We start from the raw sequence: 15,997 nt of genomic DNA, 5'->3' as shown, positions 1-15,997 counted from the left end.
CGAAAGCCGTGTTCTGACCACGGCTTGGACGGACATGGACAGGACACGACAGGACCCGCTCCCCCGACAGGGCAACCCACTGCGGATCCGGCGCGTCCAACCCTTTGCCTACCATTTCCTTTGCTCGCCCCCCACCTGCCCGCCCCCAGAAGAAGAGTGCTCTGTGAAAGTCATCAGCATCGTCGGCGCCCGTCCCCAGTTGGTGAAGCTCGCCCCCATCGCGGCCGCCTTCGCCGAAACCGAGCACGAGCACGTCATCGTGCACACCGGGCAGCACTACGACGCCGACCTCTCGGACGTCTTCTTCTCCGGACTCGGCATCCCGGATCCCGATGTCCACCTCGGGGTCGGCTCGGGCAGCCACGGCGTGCAGACCGGCGCCGTCCTCTCCGCGCTCGACCCGGTCCTCGACCGTGAGCGGCCCGACTGGGTGCTCGTCTACGGCGACACCAACTCCACCATCGCCGGCGCGCTGTCGGCCGTGAAGATGCACCTGCCCGTGGCGCACCTGGAGGCGGGCCTGCGCTCCTTCAACCGGCGGATGCCGGAGGAGCACAACCGCGTCCTCACCGACCACAGCGCCGACCTGCTGCTCGCGCCCACCGAGGAGGCCATGCGCCACCTCGCGAACGAGGGCCTCGCCGACCGCGCCCGACTGGCCGGCGACGTGATGGTCGACATCTGCCTGCGCATCCGCGACCAGGTCCGTGCCGGCGAGTTCCCGGCGCCGGAGCTGCCCGAGGGCATCGACCCGACGCAGCCCTTCCTGCTGGCGACCCTGCACCGACCGGACAACACCGACGACCCCGAGCGGCTCGCCGCGATCGTCGACTCGCTCGCCAAGCTGCCGGTGCCGGTGGCGCTCGCCGCCCACCCGCGGCTCGTCGCCCGCGCCCACGAGCACGGCATCGACCTGGCCCAGGGCAACCTGCACGTCGGCCGCCCGCTGCCGTACGCGAGCCTGGTCGCCGCCGTGCTGGCCTCCGTGGGTGTGGTGACGGACTCCGGGGGGCTCCAGAAGGAGGCGTTCCTGCTGGAGCGCATCTGCACCACGATCCGCCCGGAGACCGAGTGGGTGGAAACCGTCAACACGGGCTGGAACGTCCTTGTACCCGACCCGCACACGCTGTCGCCCCAGGAATGGGCCGAGACCGTGACCCGCGCCGTGCCGACCGACGACCCCGGCATCCCGTACGGCGACGGCCGCGCGGCGCACAACGTCGTCCGTCTCATGGAGGAATGGAAGGGGGGCAGCCGGCACGCCTGACATGAGAAACGGAACAGGGGAGGGTGGCCGTCCGCCTGCGGACGGCCACATGTGACCCACAGTCCGTGCATGTCAGCGTGCTAGCGTCAACCGCTATGTCATCGTCTCCCCCGTCCGGGCCGCCTGCGGAAGGCAAGCGACCGCACGTCATCTATCTCGCCATCGGGTTCCCCCCCGCCGCCAAGAGCTCCACGTACCGGATGCGCGAGACCGCCAACCAGTTCGTGAAGGTCGGCTGGGACGTCACGGTCGTCAACATCGCCCGGGAGTCCTGGGAACTCGACTCGGGCATCGACCTCTCCCTGCTGGACCAGGTCGACCCCCGGGTGAAGATCGTCGAGCTGCCGCTGGCGCGCGAGGATCTCGAGACGGACATCCGCCTCTTCGACGAGGCGCGTGCCCTCGACCCCAACGGCTGGGTCGCCAAGCTCCGCAAGCGCCAGACCGAGAACTTCCCGGAGCCGAACTTCGGTGAGTGGCGCGGCGACCTCGAGCAGGCCGTGCTGCGCATCCACCGGGAGAACCCGGCGGACCTGCTGCTCGCCAGCTGCGTGCCGTACGTGAACCTCGCCGCGGCCTGGAAGCTGTGGGAGGAAGCGAAGGTGCCGTACGCGGTGGACTTCCGCGACGGCTGGTCCATCGACGTCATCGACGGCGTCGAGGCCTTCGCCCGCGACTCCGCCGAGGGTGTCTGGGAACAGAGGATCCTGGACCACGCGGTGTCGCTGTGGGTCGTCAACGACCCCATCGCCGAGCACTACCGGCGGCGCTACCCCGACTTCGCCGACCGCGTGCACGTCGTCCGCAACGGCTACGACGCGGACAGCTCGCCGGGCCGGGCGCACAACCCCGACGCCGAGGCGGGTCTCGTCTTCGGCTACCTCGGCACGGTCAACTTCACCGTCCCGCACCTGGAGACGGTGCTGAACGCCTGGCGCGCCGCCCGCGCCAAGGAGCCGCTGCTGGCGAACGCGCGCTTCGAGCTGCGCGGCCATCTCGGCAACGGCGCCACCCGCGGTGCGAACCGGCACGCCGAGGTCTTCAAGGAGGCCGAGGCCGACGGCGTCGTCTTCGGCGGTCCCGCGGCCAAGGCCGAGGTCTCCTCGATCTACGCCGGCTGGGACGCCATGGTGCTGATCCTCATCGGCGGCCGGTTCGTGACCTCCGGCAAGGTGTACGAGTACATGGCGACCGGCCTGCCGATCGTGTCGGCGCACGCCGTCGAGCACGACGCCTCCAACGTGCTGAGGGGCCACCCGCTGTGGACCGGCGCCCCCGGCATCGACGAGGCGGGCCTGACCGAGTCCTTCATCAAGGCCGCCCACATGGCGGTCGAGACCACCGACGAGGAGCACGCCGACGCGATGGCCCACGCCGACCAGTTCACTCGTGAGGCGCTGATGTCCGTCGCCGTCAAGAACCTTGTCGAGGAGCTCGCCAAGTGACCGAAGTCCTGCTCGTGGCGTCCGTCCGGCCGAATTTCGGCGTGCTCGCCGACACGGTGCGCAAGTTCAACGCCCAGGGCGCGCGCGTGCACCTGGCGGGCATGTTCCACCTGGAGGCCGAGGGCGTCCCGGAGGAACTCGCCCAGGTCGAGCTGGCCGGTGCGCACCAGCTGCCGCGCACCCTCAAGCACCGCAGCCAGGCCGTGCGCCGCCGGCTCGGCAAGGCCCCGCGCGGCCTGCGCAACTGGACGCAGGTGCGCAGCGACTCGTGGCTGCGCTCGCACGGCCGCAAGGCCGACGTGCTCGTCGCCCTGGACGTCGCCGCCGTGTACACGGTGTGGCGACTCGCCGAGTACAACCGCACCGCCGCGGCCAGGTTCGGGCTGGCGCCCGCGCTGAAGGCCGTCGAGGAACTCAAGGCGCAGGGCGGCGCCACGGCCCGCCACTCCACCGTCCTGCCGCCGCTGAGCGCCGTCGCCCGTGACGTGAAGCGCTCGGTCGACCGGCTGCCCGCGCAGCTGGTGCGCACCGTGACCCCGCGGCCCGTGATGCGTTCCGGCGTCGGCGCCCGCCTGTGGCGCTCGGCCGTGACCGCGCCCGGGATGCCCATAAAGGTGCGCGCCGCGACCTCGCGGTACGTCGCCGAGGGCATGCAGTGGGCGGGCCGCACCAGTGGTGCCGCGCTCACCCTCGCGGACGCCGCCTCCAAGATCCCGGACCTCCAGCTGCGGGCGGACCTCTACAACGAGGGCGTCATGCAGGAGCTGAAGAAGGGCATCAGCCCCCGCTTCCTGGGCAAGGCGGTAGCGGCCCAGCTCGCGAACGCCGACGCGCTCTTCGCCGAGGGCAAGACCGACGAGGCGGCCGAGGCGCTCAACCGCACCCTGTTCCTGCACTTCCACCGGGTGCTGCACATCGACCAGTTGTCGTCGCCGCTGGCGAAGGACGCCGAGGGCTTCGTCGCCCCGCTGCACCGCTCCAAGGCGTTCCAGGCGCTGAGCCGCCCCCGCGGCCGCAAGGTGCCCGCCGCGCCCGCCCCCACCGACCGCCCGCTGCGGCTGCTGGTGACGACGAGCGCCAACGACAACTTCCTGCACCTGATCAAGGAGCACTTCGCCGACCACCCGGGCGTCGAACTGCGCTACCTCGACCTGGCCGCGAACAAGCACCTGAAGCGGATCTCCTGGGCCGCCCCGCGCATGCTCAAGGACCGGCTGGCGGGCGACGCGAGCGACTACCAGGAAGAGGTGGAGCGCCTGATGCGCCCGCACCTCGACTGGGCCGACACCGTGTTCCTGGAGTGGGCTGCCGGTCCGGCCGGCATGCTCACCACGATCGACCCGGGCGACACCCGGATCGTCGTGCGCCTGCACAGCTACGAGGCGTTCACCCGCTGGCCGCACATGACGGACTTCTCCCGGATCGACGACCTCGTCTTCGTCGCCCCGCACGTGAAGGACCTGACGGCCTCGCTGGTGCCGACCCTGCGCGGCGAGCAGGCCCCGCGGTTCCACCTCATCGACAACGCTATGGACCTGTCGGGCTTCAACCGCACGAAGCCGGCCGACGCCCGCTTCAACCTCGGTCTGGTCGGCATCAGCCAGGTCGCCAAGGACCCGAAGTGGGCCCTGGACGTCCTGGAGCGGGTCCGCAGGCACGACGAGCGCTACCGGCTGCTCCTGGTCGGCGGCGACATGGACCCGAAGACCAGCCAGGCCACCAAGGACTACCTGGCGGAGTTCGAGGAGCTGCTGGCCCCGCTGGAGGAGTCCGGCGCGGTGGTCCGCCTCGGCCCGACGGACGACGTCCCGTCGAAGCTCGTCGAGATCGGCACGATCATCAGCTCCTCCGTGCGCGAGGGCTGCCACGTCGGTCTGATGGAGGGCGCGGCCAGCGGTGCCGTCCCCGTCGCCCGCGACTGGCCGTTCTACGCGGGCAAGCCCAACAGCGCCCGCACCCTCTACCCCGAGGGCTGGGTCGTGGCCTCCCCCGCCGAGGCGGCCGAGCGGATCCTGAAGATCACGGCCACGGAGGAGTCCTGGCGCGCGGCGGGCAAGCTCGCCACCGAGCACGCGCTGACCGTGTGGGACTGGCCCGTGGTGCGGAAGCACTTCGAGAAGCTGCTCCTCGAAGAGGGCTGACCGGCTCTTCGCCGTCTTCGCCGCATGAGTGAGGGCCCCCGGGATTCCCGGGGGCCCTCACTCATGCGCCTGCTCGTGCGCTCACGGGTGCCGCAGCCGCCACCCCGCCCACGCCGACTCCACCATCTCGCGCACGCCGCGCTCCGCGGTCCAGCCGAGCTCCTGGTGGATGAGGTCGGCGGAGGCCACGACCCGGGCCGGGTCGCCCGGACGGCGGCCAGACACGTCGGGCCCGGCCTCCGCGTGGCCGGTGACGTCCTGGATGACGCCGATCATCTCGGCGACCGAGACGCCCTCGCCACGGCCGATGTTGAGGACCAGCCGGGCCTCGGGATCGGCGGCCAGCCGTCGGGCGGCCGCGACATGCGCGGCGGCGATGTCCTCGACGTGGATGTAGTCGCGGACGCAGGTCCCGTCGGGCGTCGGATAGTCGTCACCGAAGATCCGCGGCGCCTCACCCGCCTCGAGCCGTTCGAAGACCATCGGAACGAGGTTGTAGACGCCGTCGTCGCCCAGCTCGGGCGTGGCCGCGCCCGCCACGTTGAAGTAGCGCAGCGAGGCGGTCGCCATGCCGTGCCGGGCACCTACCGCCCCGACCAGCCACTCGCCGGCGAGCTTGGTCTCGCCGTAGGGGTTGATCGGCGCGCACGGCGTCTTCTCGGTGACGAGGTCGACGTCGGGCATGCCGTACACGGCGGCGGACGAGGAGAACAGGAACCGGCCGACTCCCGCGGCGACGGCCGCGTCCAGCAGGACCCGCATGCCCTCGACGTTCTCGCGGTAGTAGTACAGCGGCCGGTCCACGGACTCGCCCACCTGCTTCTTGCCCGCGATGTGCACGATGCCGGTGATGCCGTGCTCGCGCAGCACCCGCTCGACGGTGTCGCCGTCGAGCACCGTGCCGACCTCCAGCACCACACCGTCCGGGAGGCGCTCGGCCCGGCCCGTGCTCAGGTCGTCGAGGACGACGACCGGCTCACCGGCGTCCGTCATCGCCTTCACGACATGCGAGCCGATGAAACCGGCGCCGCCCGTGATCAGCCAGGACATGGGAAAACCTTCCTGCACCAGGGCCCCGCCCCAGACTCGGGACGGGGCCATGAGGTTGTTCGCGTACGAGCGTCAGCCGCCGATGACGACGCGGCGGACGCCCTTCCAGGCCTCCGGGTCCGTCGTACGGCGACCGTCGACCAGGACCGTGACGTCCGGCAGGTCGGCCGGGGTCAGCGTGCGGTACTCGGCGTGGTCGGCCTGGAGGACCGCCGCGGTGACCTTCTCGCCCGCGTGCGGGGTGAGGCCGTGGGCGGCGAGCTCCTCGTCGGTGTACATCGGGTCCGAGACGAAGGGCACCGCGCCCCGCGCCTTGAGGGCCTCGACGGTCGGGAAGACGCCGGAGAAGGCGGTCTCCTTCACGCCACCGCGGTAGGCGGCGCCCAGCACCAGCACGTTCACGCCGGTCAGGTCGCCGTAGGCGGCGGCCAGCAGGTCGACGGCGTACTCGGGCATCGCGGCGTTCGCCTCACGGGCGGAGCGCACGACGGTCGCGGCCGGGTCGTTCCACAGGTACATCCGCGGGTAGATCGGGATGCAGTGACCGCCGACGGCGATGCCCGGCTGGTGGATGTGGCTGTAGGGCTGCGAGTTGCAGGCCTCGATGACCTTCTTGACGTCGATGCCGTTGCTGTCGGCGAAGCGAGCGAACTGGTTCGCCAGGCCGATGTTGACGTCCCGGTAGGTCGTCTCGGCGAGCTTGGCCAGCTCGGAGGCCTCGGCGGTGCCCAGGTCCCACACGCCGTTCGGCTGCGGCAGGTCGGCGCGCTCGTCGAAGTCCAGGACCTGCTCGTAGAACTCCACACCACGGGCGCTCGACGCCTCGTCGATGCCACCGACCAGCTTGGGGTAGCGGCGCAGGTCGGCGAAGACCCGGCCGGTCAGCACGCGCTCCGGGGAGAACACCAGGTGGAAGTCCTCGCCGGCGGTCAGGCCGGAGCCCTCGGCGAGCATCGGCGCCCAGCGGGTGCGGGTGGTGCCGACCGGGAGAGTCGTCTCGTACGAGACCAGCGTGCCGGGCTTGAGGCCCTGCGCGATCGCCTTCGTCGCCGAGTCCATCCAGCCGAAGTCCGGGGTGCCCTCGGCGTCCACGAACAGCGGGACGACCACGACGACGGCCTCGGACTCGGCGACGGCGGACGCGGTGTCCGTGGTCGCGCTCAGCAGCCCGGCGTCGACGGCCTGCTTCAGCTTGACGTCGAGGTCGTGCTCGCCGGGGAACGGCTCGACGCCGGCGTTGACCAGCTCGACGACCTTCTCGTTGACGTCCGCGCCGATGACCCGGTGGCCCTTGGAGGCGAACTGCACGGCGAGCGGCAGGCCGATCTTGCCGAGTGCTACTACACAGATGTTCATGGAGGGTCGCTACTTCCTTTTGGAACCGGTCGGCTTCTTGGAGCCGTTCGGCTTGGACTTCTTGGCGCCGACGGCCCGCTTCAGGCGGCCGGCCCCGGACTTCAGTTTCCGCACGAGTCTCGAGAACCCCCGGCGGAGCACCGTGATCTTCGGCGGGTACATCTGGGCCGTGTCGATCACGACACGCCCCTTGTCGTTCACCACGGCCGACGCCCGGTAGGGGTCCCCCTCCCGGCCCCACCGGCGCGCCAGTGGCATGGGCAGGTCCTTGCCCCGTACGGGAATCTCGTACGTCGAACCGGCCACGTCCAGGTATACCCGCACGCCGCGCTTCGCGGTGACGTACGCCAGCGGGACCCGGGCGTGCAGCACGGTGGCCGCGCCGTCCTCGGAAGGCTCGAGCGTGACCTCGCCCACCGGCGCCGGCAGCACGTGGTCCGCCTTCAGCCGGCGCGCGCCGGGCTTGTCGGCCGACTTGGGCATGGCCTTGTCGGCGAGCCGCAGCACCGCGCCGTCGACCTCGCCGAGCACCGGCACGCGCACGGACAGCGTGTACGTGAGCGCCTCGCCCTGCTGCTCCCAGGCGGAGGCCAGCAGCTCGGTGCCCTGGGCGAGACGGCCCGGCACCGACTCCCCGACCAGCTCGTAGACCCGGTCGGCCAGACCGATGCGCGGGTCTCGGAAACCGGCGTACCGGGCGTAGGCGCGCTCGCCCTCGAGGACGAACGGCGGCGCCCCGTGCTCCTTCTCCGAGCTGATCGCCTCGGCGAGCTCGTCGATCGCGCCGGCCCGGGCCAGGGCTATGCGCACCCGGCGCTTGACGTCCATCGCGTCACGGATGCCGTCGGTGAAGTAGACGTCGGCGAGCCGCGCGATGCCCGCGCAGATCTGCCGCTGGAGTTCACGGTCCAGGCCGGGGAAGTCGTCCTGGACGAGCTTGGCGAGCTCCCAGGTGAAGTGCCGGCGCAGCAGCGCGTCCCGCTCGGGGCCCGCCTCGACGAGACCGGCCGTGAAGTCCATGATCTCGGCGGCGGCCCGCAGCCGCGCCAGGTGGTCGGCGCGGTAGGTGATGTTGCTGGCGTCACCGCGCTTGACCGCGTAGTAGCAGGTGTAGTCGGCCACCACGGAGATCTTCTTCGCGCGGACGCACGCCTCGATGGTGAACGGCTGGTCGCTGCCCACGGGCAGGTGCTCGGGGAAGCGCAGCTTGTACTTCTCGACCAGGTCCCGCCGGAACAGCTTGGTGTTGGCCAGCGTGAAGGGCAGCGCGGAGTGGTACAGGCTGACGTCCGGGTCGTTCTGCTTGTACAGCGCCTGGTGCACGTAACGGCCGTTGGTGCCGACCATCTTGCCGACCACGACGTCGGAGCCGTGCTTGTCGGCGCAGTCCACCATCCGCTCCAGCGCCTCCTCGCCGAGGTAGTCGTCGGAGCCGATGAAGTACACGTAACGGCCGGTGGCCACCTCCAGCGCCCGGTTGCTGGGCGCGGCCGGGCCGCCGGAGTTCGGCTGGTGGAGCACCTTGACGGTGTCCGGGTACAGCGCCGCGAACCGGTCCAGCTCGCTGCCGCTGTCGTCGGTGGAGCCGTCGTCCACGGCGACGATCTCCAGGCGCTCACGGCCGATGCTCTGCCCGACGAGGGAGTTCAGGCACTCCGTCAGGTAGGGCATCGTGTTGTAGACGGCAACGATGACGCTGACGTCAGGCGCAGCAGACATGCTCCGACTCCTGGTCTCCGACAGCCGACGGCCGGCTGGGTCCTGCGGGGAAAGTCTCACAGAACATAGGAGTCCTGCCGAGCACGCACCGTTCCCCCGATGTGTGATGCTCAGCTGCCATCTGCGGCCAGGTCCTCCGGCTGAAGGGACACGCTGCGGTCGGTGTTCGCCGATTCGAGGACCGCGGCCGCCACCTCGACGGTGCGCATGCCCTGACGCAGGGTGCAGATGTCGGCGGCCTTGCCGAGCACCGCGTCCCGGAACAGCTCGTGCTCGACGAGCAGCGGCTCGCGCTTCGGGATGGCGTACCGGATCATGTCGCCCTCGGACACTCCGCGGAACGCCCGCAGGGCCTCCCACTCGGTGGTCACGGCGGCGTTGGAGTGGAACGTCAGGTCGGCGGTGAGGGTGTCGGCGATGAAGCAGCCGCGATCACCGGTGACCGAGGTGAACCGCTCCTTGAGCGGGCTCAGCCAGTTCACCAGGTGGTTGACCATGGTGCCGTCGTCGAGACGCCCCACCGCGGAGACCATGTCCTCGTGCTCACGGCCGCTCTTGGAGACGGTGTGCGCGGCGATGGACACGTACTGCCGTCCGGTCACCCAGCCGGTGAGGTCGATGTCGTGGGTGGCGAGGTCCTTGACGACGCCGACGTCCGCGATGCGGTGCGGGAAGGGGCCCTGGCGGCGGGTGACGACCTGGTAGACGTCACCGAGCTCACCGGCCTCCAGGCGGGCGCGCAGCGACATCAGCGCCGGGTTGCAGCGCTCGATGTGGCCCACGCCGGCCACCAGGCCGCGCGACTCGAAGGCCTCGACGAGACGACGGGCGCCCTCGACGGTGTCGGCGACCGGCTTCTCGACCAGCGCGCAGACGCCGGCCTCGGCGAGCGCCAGACCGACCGGCTCGTGCAGGGCGGTGGGGCAGGCCACGACGGCGTAGTCCACGCCGAGCGCGATGAGCTCCTCGACGGTGTTCAGGATCGGCGCGCCCTGGGCGGCACCGAACTTGTCGCCCATCGGGTCGACGACGCCGACGAGGTCGACGCCCTCCAGACCCGACAGGACGCGGGCGTGGTGACGCCCCATGGAACCGAGGCCGACGAGTCCCGCTCGCAGCGACTTCCCGGTACTCACAGCTGCTCCCCCAGAGCATTGACGGCGGTGACGATGCGCTCCAGGTCCTGGGCGGACAGGGCCGGGTGCACGGGCAGGGACACGACCTGGGCGGCCGCGCGGTCCGTTTCGGGCAGGTCCCAGTCACGGCCCGCCTTCTGGTCCGGCTCCCAGTACGGCTTCAGCCGGTGGATGGGAGTCGGGTAGTACACGGCGTTGCCGATGCCGGCCTCGGTCAGCTTGGCCATGGCGGCGTCGCGGTCGCCCAGGACGCGCACCGTGTACTGGTGGTAGATGTGCCGGGCGCCCTCGGCGACCTTCGGCGTGATCACGTTCGGCGCGGTGATGTGCTCGGTGAGGTACGCGGCGTTGGCGATGCGCTGCTCGGTCCAGCCGTTCAGCTTGCCGCGCTGGACGCGGCCGATGGCGGCGGACACGTCCGTCATGCGCACGTTGGCGCCGACGATCTCGTTGGCGTAGCGCTTCTCCATGCCCTGGTTGCGCAGCAGGCGCAGGGTGCGGGCGGTCTCCGCGTCGCCGGTGGAGATCATGCCGCCCTCGAGGCTGTGCATGTTCTTCGTCGGGTAGAAGCTGAAGGTGCCCGCGGCGCCGAAGGCGCCGACCGGGGTGCCGTTCAGCGCGGCCGCGTGGGCCTGGCAGGCGTCCTCGATCACGGCGAGCCCGTGCTGCTCGGCGATCGCCATGATCTTGTCCATGGCGGCCGGGTGACCGTACAGGTGCACCGGCATGATCGCGGAGGTCCGCGGCGACAGGGCGGCCTCGACGGCGGCCGGGTCGAGGCAGTACGTCTCCGGGTCGATGTCGACGAAGACCACGTCGGCGCCGACCAGCCGCACCGCGTTGGCGGAGGCGGCGAAGGAGAACGACGGCACGATGACCTCGTCGCCCGGGCCGAGGCCGAGGGCGAGGAGCGACAGGTGCAGCGCGGAGGTACCGGAGTTGACCGCGACGCAGTGACGTCCGTCGACGAGCTCCGAGAACTCCTCCTCGAAGGCGGCCACTTCGGGCCCCTGGACGACCATGCCGCTGCGCAGTACGCGCACCGCGGCCTCGATCTCCTCCTCGCCGATCACGGGCTTGGCGGCCGGTACGAACTCATGGGCGTCGGTCATCGACATCCCCTCCTCTACGGCGACCTCTAAGCCGCACCACGTCTTGCATGGTCGGGAAGAGACCGTGTCGATGCTCAGCACGGCCGCATCCCTGGTGTTGTCCGCCGATGCCGGTGAGCGGGGCGGACGGGTTGTACACAGGACCCCGCCCCCCTGAGGGCTCCTTGCGGGAAGTCAGCCGTGTCCGGTTGGAAGACCGGATGTGCTCATCGGCCGGGGTCACGGTGTGCATATCTTTGGCCACCGGGACCACAGTGCACGTTACCAGCACGCGGACAGCGATTTTCCCCAGGGTTACCACAGTGAAACTCACCGAGAGCGTGCGCTCCGTCACAGGCGAGACACAGGGTAACTCGCCGCCGAACGCGATGCGACGCGGGCACCCGGAGGATACCGGGTGCCCGCGTGACGGTCAGCCGGACTCGGTCGGCATCACGAGGAACCGGACAGAGTCGGAAGGAACCAGAAGGAACCGGAGTCACTCCTCCGTCGAGGCCGAGACCGTCGGCTGGCCCTGCTGGGCCGCCGCCGTGGTCTTCGACACCGTCTTCGCGGCCTTCTTCGCCGTCGTCTTCTTCGCGACGGTCTTCTTCGCGGCCGTCTTCTTCACCGCCGCCGTCTTCTTGGTGGCGGCCTTCTTCGCCGTGGCCTTCTTCGCCGTCTTGCGCGCGGCCGCCTTCTTCGCCGGAGCGGCCTCCGCCTCCTCGGCGGGCGCCTCGGTCTCCTCGGCGACGGTCCCCTCGACGGGGCTCTCCTCGACGGGGGTCTCCGCTGCCGAGGGCACGACCACGACGGCCGTCTCCTCGGAAGCGGTCGGCGCGGTGGCCTTGCGCACGGCACGGCGCCGCGGGCGGGCCGGAGCAGCGCTCTCGACGACGGGCTCGGCGGCCTGCTCCGCCTCCGGCTGCTCCACCGGAGCGGCCTCGGCGGCCGGGGCCGGCGCCACCGACGGCTCGGCGACCGTCAGCACGGCGGCCTCCGCCCCGGCGGGCGAACCGGCCGGCGCGGACACCTTACGGGTGGCGCGACGACGGGTGCGGCCCTTGGGCGCGGCCTCGTCGACGGGGGCCTCGGCGGCCGCGGCCTCGACGACCGGGTCCTCGACGGCGACCGGCTCGGCCTGCGCGGTGACCGCCTCGGCCGGCCGCACCGGACGCTCGGCCTCCGCCTCGGCGGTGACGTCCTGCGCGGTGGGCGCCTCGACGGACTCCTCGAGGGACTCCAGCGTGACCGGCTCGTCGGAGCCGCCCGCCCTGCGCGACGCGCCGCCCCTCGGCGCACCCGCCGGAGCGGACGCCCGACGGCTCGCCCGACGGCGACCCCGGCCACGCGTGGCAGAGGCTTCCGCCTCGGCGATGCTGCTGTACAGCTCCTCGTCCGGCGCGAACTCGGGGGCCGCGAGCGCGACCGGCTCGGCCACCTCCGCGGCGACCTCGGCCTCGCTCTCCGTCTCCTGCCCGGAGCCCACCGGCGACTCGGCGACGTCGACCGTCACCGTGTCGTGCTCGTGGTCGTGACCCTGTCCGTCGCCACCGCGGCCGCGCTTCTTGCGCTTGCCGCCGCCACCGACCGCGGTCGGCTGCTCCATGTGGACGATGACCCCGCGCCCGTTGCAGTGCACACAGGTCTCGGAGAACGACTCCAGCAGTCCCTGGCCGACCCGCTTACGGGTCATCTGCACGAGCCCCAGCGAGGTCACCTCCGCGACCTGGTGCTTCGTACGGTCGCGGCCCAGGCACTCCAGCAGGCGCCGCAGCACCAGGTCCCGGTTGGACTCCAGCACCATGTCGATGAAGTCGATCACGATGATGCCGCCGAGGTCGCGCAGCCGCAGCTGGCGCACGATCTCCTCGGCCGCCTCCAGGTTGTTCCTGGTGACCGTCTCCTCGAGGTTGCCGCCCTGACCGGTGAACTTGCCGGTGTTGACGTCGACGACGACCATCGCCTCGGTCCGGTCGATCACCAGCGAACCGCCGCTGGGCAGCCAGACCTTGCGGTCCAGCGCCTTGGCGAGCTGCTCGTCGATCCGGTACGTGGCGAAGACGTCGACCTCGGAGGTCCACCTGTTCAGGCGGTCGGCCAGGTCGGGCGCGACGTGCGAGACGTACCCGTGGATGGTCGACCAGGCCTCGTCACCGCTGACGATGACCTTGGTGAAGTCCTCGTTGAAGATGTCGCGCACGACCCGGACGGTCATGTCCGGCTCGCCGTACAGCAGCGTCGGCGCGTTGCCGCCGTTCTTCGCCTTCTTCTGGATGTCCTCCCACTGCCCCTGCAGTCGCTCGACATCGCGGCGCAGCTCGTCCTCGCTCGCGCCCTCGGCGGCGGTGCGCACGATGACGCCCGCGTCCTCGGGGACGATCTTCTTGAGGATCGTCTTCAGCCGGGCCCGCTCGGTGTCGGGCAGCTTGCGGCTGATGCCGGTCATCGAGCCCTCGGGCACGTACACGAGGTAGCGGCCCGGGAGCGAGACCTGGCTGGTCAGCCGGGCGCCCTTGTGGCCGATCGGGTCCTTCGTCACCTGGACGAGGACCGACTGACCCGACTTGAGGGCGGCCTCGATGCGACGCGGCCCGTTGGCCATGCCGAGCGCCTCGAAGTTGACCTCACCGGCGTACAGGACTGCGTTGCGCCCCTTGCCGATGTCGATGAAGGCGGCCTCCATCGACGGCAGCACGTTCTGGACCTTGCCCAGGTACACGTTGCCGACGTAGGAGGTGGCCTGCTCCTTGTTGACGTAGTGCTCGACGAGCACGTTGTCTTCCAGGACGCCGATCTGGGTGCGCTCGCCGCTCTGGCGGACGACCATCACCCGCTCGACGGCCTCGCGGCGGGCCAGGAACTCGGCCTCGGTGATGATCGGCACCCGTCGGCGGCCCTGCTCGCGGCCTTCCCGGCGGCGCTGCTTCTTGGCCTCGAGACGGGTCGAGCCCTTGATGGACTGCACCTCGTCGGACGGCTCGGAGGGCTTGCGCGGCTCACGGACCTTGACGACCGTGCGCTCCGGGTCCCCGTCGCTCTGCTCGGCGTCGGAAGAGGAGTCACCGGCACGACGCCGCCGGCGACGGCGACGACGGCTGCCTGCGGTGGAGCCGGCGGCGTCCTCGTCGGCGTCCTCCGCGTCCTCGTCCTCCTGCTCGGCGGTGTCCTCGGCGTCCTGCGCGGCCTGCTCGGCGGCGAAGTCGTCGGACTCGGCCTCCCCGGAGTCCCCCTCACCGTCGGCGGCATCGCCACGACGGCGGCGACGGCCACCACGGCGGCGACGGCGACGCGACCCGGTCTCCTCGGCGTCGTCGTCACTGTCGACGACGTCCTCGGCCTCGTCGGCCTCGTCGGCCTCGTCCGGCTCGGTCTCCGACTCGTCCGCGGCGGGGGCCGCGACGGGCGCGGCGGGCGCGACGGTCCGGCCGGTCTCGGCCTCCTCGCCGAAACCGGCGGCGCGGCGACGACGGCGACGACGCGACCCGGTCGGCTCCTCCGGAGCCTCCTGAGTGACCTCGGCCTCTTCGGGCTCCTCGGCCTCCGGCACCTCGGTCCCGGCGGCGGCGGCCTCGGCCGCGGCCCGCTGCGGGGTCTGGAACTGCGGCTCGGCGAACACGGGCGCCTGGAACACGGCGACCGCGGGCCGCGCCGGACGACGCGGCGCGTCGGCCTCCGCGCTCTCCTGCGAGGGTGCGGAGAAGCCTCCGGCGGCCCGGCGGACCACACGACGGCGCCCACGACGGGAACCGGCGTCCTCGTCGGCCTGGTCGGACTGCGCGGCCTGAGCGGTCTCGGCGGCGGGCGTGGCCTCGGCCGGGGCGGCGGGCGCCTCGGGAGCCTTCGCCTCTTCGACGGGGGCGACGGCGGAGACGACGGCCGGCTCGGCCGGCTCGGCCTCGGCGGGCGCGGTCACCCGACGGGTGGCGCGACGGCGGGTCCGGGGCGCGGGCTCGGCGGGCGCCTCGTCGGTCACGGCCGGGGCCTCCGCCTCGGCGGCGACGGCGGGCGTCTCGGCCTGCGCCTCGGCGGCGACGGCGGGCGTCTCGGCCTCCGGCGCACCGGCGGGCGCGGTCGCCCGACGGGTGGCACGGCGCCGCGTACGGGGCGCGGCCTCGGCGGGCGCCTCGTCCGCCACCTGCGCGACAGGCTCGGACGCGGGCTCGACGGTGGGCTCGACGACCTCGGCCACGGCTTCGGAGGGCGTCGCGACGCGACGCGTGGCCCGGCGACGGCTACGGCGAGGAGCGGCGTCCTCGGCGGCGGCCTCCTCGGCGGGAGCCTCCGCCACGGCGGGCACGCTCACCTCGGCGGCCACGGGCAGAACGGTCTCGGCGGCCTCGGCGGCGGCCGGAGCCCCGGCGGGCGCGGAGGCACGGCGGGTGGCACGGCGCCGGGCACGCGGCGCGGCCTCGACGGCTTCCTCGGCCTTGGTGTCGGCCGTGCCGACGTCCTGAGCGGCCTCGGTGACCTCGTCTTCGAGGTCCTCCTCCGCCAACTGCTCGGCGGACTCCACGGCCGGTATGGCCGGCGTGGTGATCTCGGCCGAGGTGTCGGCGGCGCTGACCGGCGGACCCGCCGGCCGGGAAGCGGCACGGCGTCGCCGACGCGGCGGCAGGGTGTCGCTGGGGGTGTTCGCTTCGGAGTCCGTGGCGGACTCTGCGGATTCGGTTGGCTCGAGCATGCGGGCGTTTCTCCCGTCAGGCTCCCGGGCGCCGCGCCTGGTCCGGCGTCGATCACGGGGGATCGATCGCCGTTGACGTCCGCGGCTCGCGCGATGCGCGGTGCCGCC

The 15,997-nt window shown here is 71.9% G+C and carries 9 protein-coding genes; 3 read left to right on the top strand and 6 right to left on the bottom strand.

All coding sequences use genetic code 11. The features are described 5' to 3' along the window. Positions 1-163 precede the first annotated feature (163 nt). From wecB to QQM72_RS15390, 3 genes are all read left to right on the top strand, one after another. Entirely contained in the window at positions 164-1,267 is a 1,104-nt protein-coding gene (gene wecB, locus QQM72_RS15400) for a non-hydrolyzing UDP-N-acetylglucosamine 2-epimerase (protein WP_314221441.1), read from the top strand. A 200-nt stretch (positions 1,268-1,467) separates the two neighbouring features. After that, positions 1,468-2,712: a glycosyltransferase gene (locus tag QQM72_RS15395; protein WP_314221642.1), complete on the top strand. Its 1,245-nt coding sequence runs from the start codon at positions 1,468-1,470 to the stop codon at positions 2,710-2,712. Continuing rightward, positions 2,709-4,853 carry a glycosyltransferase gene (locus QQM72_RS15390; protein WP_314221440.1) on the top strand — a complete coding sequence of 715 codons (2,145 nt, stop codon included), beginning with the start codon at positions 2,709-2,711 and terminating at the stop codon, positions 4,851-4,853. Before QQM72_RS15395 ends, QQM72_RS15390 begins: the two co-directional genes overlap by 4 nt. An 81-nt stretch (positions 4,854-4,934) precedes the next feature. Here QQM72_RS15390 and galE read toward each other — a convergent pair whose 3' ends face one another. From galE to QQM72_RS15360, 6 genes are all read right to left on the bottom strand, one after another. Then, on the bottom strand, positions 4,935-5,903 hold the full coding sequence (gene galE / locus QQM72_RS15385) for a UDP-glucose 4-epimerase GalE (RefSeq protein ID WP_314221439.1): 969 nt from the start codon (positions 5,901-5,903) through the stop codon (positions 4,935-4,937). 72 nt (positions 5,904-5,975) lie between these two features. Next, positions 5,976-7,259 (bottom strand): nucleotide sugar dehydrogenase, encoded by a 1,284-nt coding sequence (locus QQM72_RS15380; RefSeq protein WP_020127806.1) that lies wholly within the window; start codon positions 7,257-7,259, stop codon positions 5,976-5,978. Positions 7,260-7,268: 9 nt separating this feature from the next. After that, complete coding sequence (locus tag QQM72_RS15375) at positions 7,269-8,978, bottom strand: glycosyltransferase family 2 protein (protein ID WP_314221437.1); 1,710 nt, start codon at positions 8,976-8,978, stop codon at positions 7,269-7,271. Positions 8,979-9,088: 110 nt separating this feature from the next. Then, on the bottom strand, positions 9,089-10,114 hold the full coding sequence (locus tag QQM72_RS15370; protein WP_314221436.1) for a Gfo/Idh/MocA family protein: 1,026 nt from the start codon (positions 10,112-10,114) through the stop codon (positions 9,089-9,091). After that, positions 10,111-11,226, bottom strand: a complete 1,116-nt coding sequence (locus QQM72_RS15365) for a DegT/DnrJ/EryC1/StrS family aminotransferase (RefSeq protein ID WP_314221435.1) — start codon at positions 11,224-11,226, stop codon at positions 10,111-10,113. The genes QQM72_RS15370 and QQM72_RS15365 overlap by 4 nt, the downstream gene beginning before the upstream one ends. A gap of 478 nt (positions 11,227-11,704) precedes the next feature. Continuing rightward, a complete protein-coding gene (locus QQM72_RS15360) occupies positions 11,705-15,889 on the bottom strand; it encodes an Rne/Rng family ribonuclease (RefSeq protein WP_314221434.1) in 4,185 nt (1,394 codons plus the stop codon). Between the last annotated feature and the right edge of the window lie 108 nt (positions 15,890-15,997).

The organism is Streptomyces zaehneri (genome assembly GCF_032248645.1).
In the GTDB taxonomy this organism is placed as follows: Bacteria; Actinomycetota; Actinomycetes; order Streptomycetales; family Streptomycetaceae; genus Streptomyces; species Streptomyces coriariae.
Note: the sequence above shows the minus strand (reverse complement) of the source record. Positions and strands in the feature narration are given on the sequence as shown.

What these genes read in the sequence shown, in the direction of transcription:
- galE (WP_314221439.1), bottom strand. Translation starts at nt 5,903, where the DNA reads ATGTCCTGGCTGATCACGGGCGGCGCCGGTTTCATCGGCTCGCATGTC.
- QQM72_RS15395 (WP_314221642.1), top strand. Translation starts at nt 1,468, where the DNA reads ATGCGCGAGACCGCCAACCAGTTCGTGAAGGTCGGCTGGGACGTCACG.
- QQM72_RS15380 (WP_020127806.1), bottom strand. Translation starts at nt 7,259, where the DNA reads ATGAACATCTGTGTAGTAGCACTCGGCAAGATCGGCCTGCCGCTCGCC.
- QQM72_RS15375 (WP_314221437.1), bottom strand. Translation starts at nt 8,978, where the DNA reads ATGTCTGCTGCGCCTGACGTCAGCGTCATCGTTGCCGTCTACAACACG.
- QQM72_RS15360 (WP_314221434.1), bottom strand. Translation starts at nt 15,889, where the DNA reads ATGCTCGAGCCAACCGAATCCGCAGAGTCCGCCACGGACTCCGAAGCG.
- QQM72_RS15365 (WP_314221435.1), bottom strand. Translation starts at nt 11,226, where the DNA reads ATGACCGACGCCCATGAGTTCGTACCGGCCGCCAAGCCCGTGATCGGC.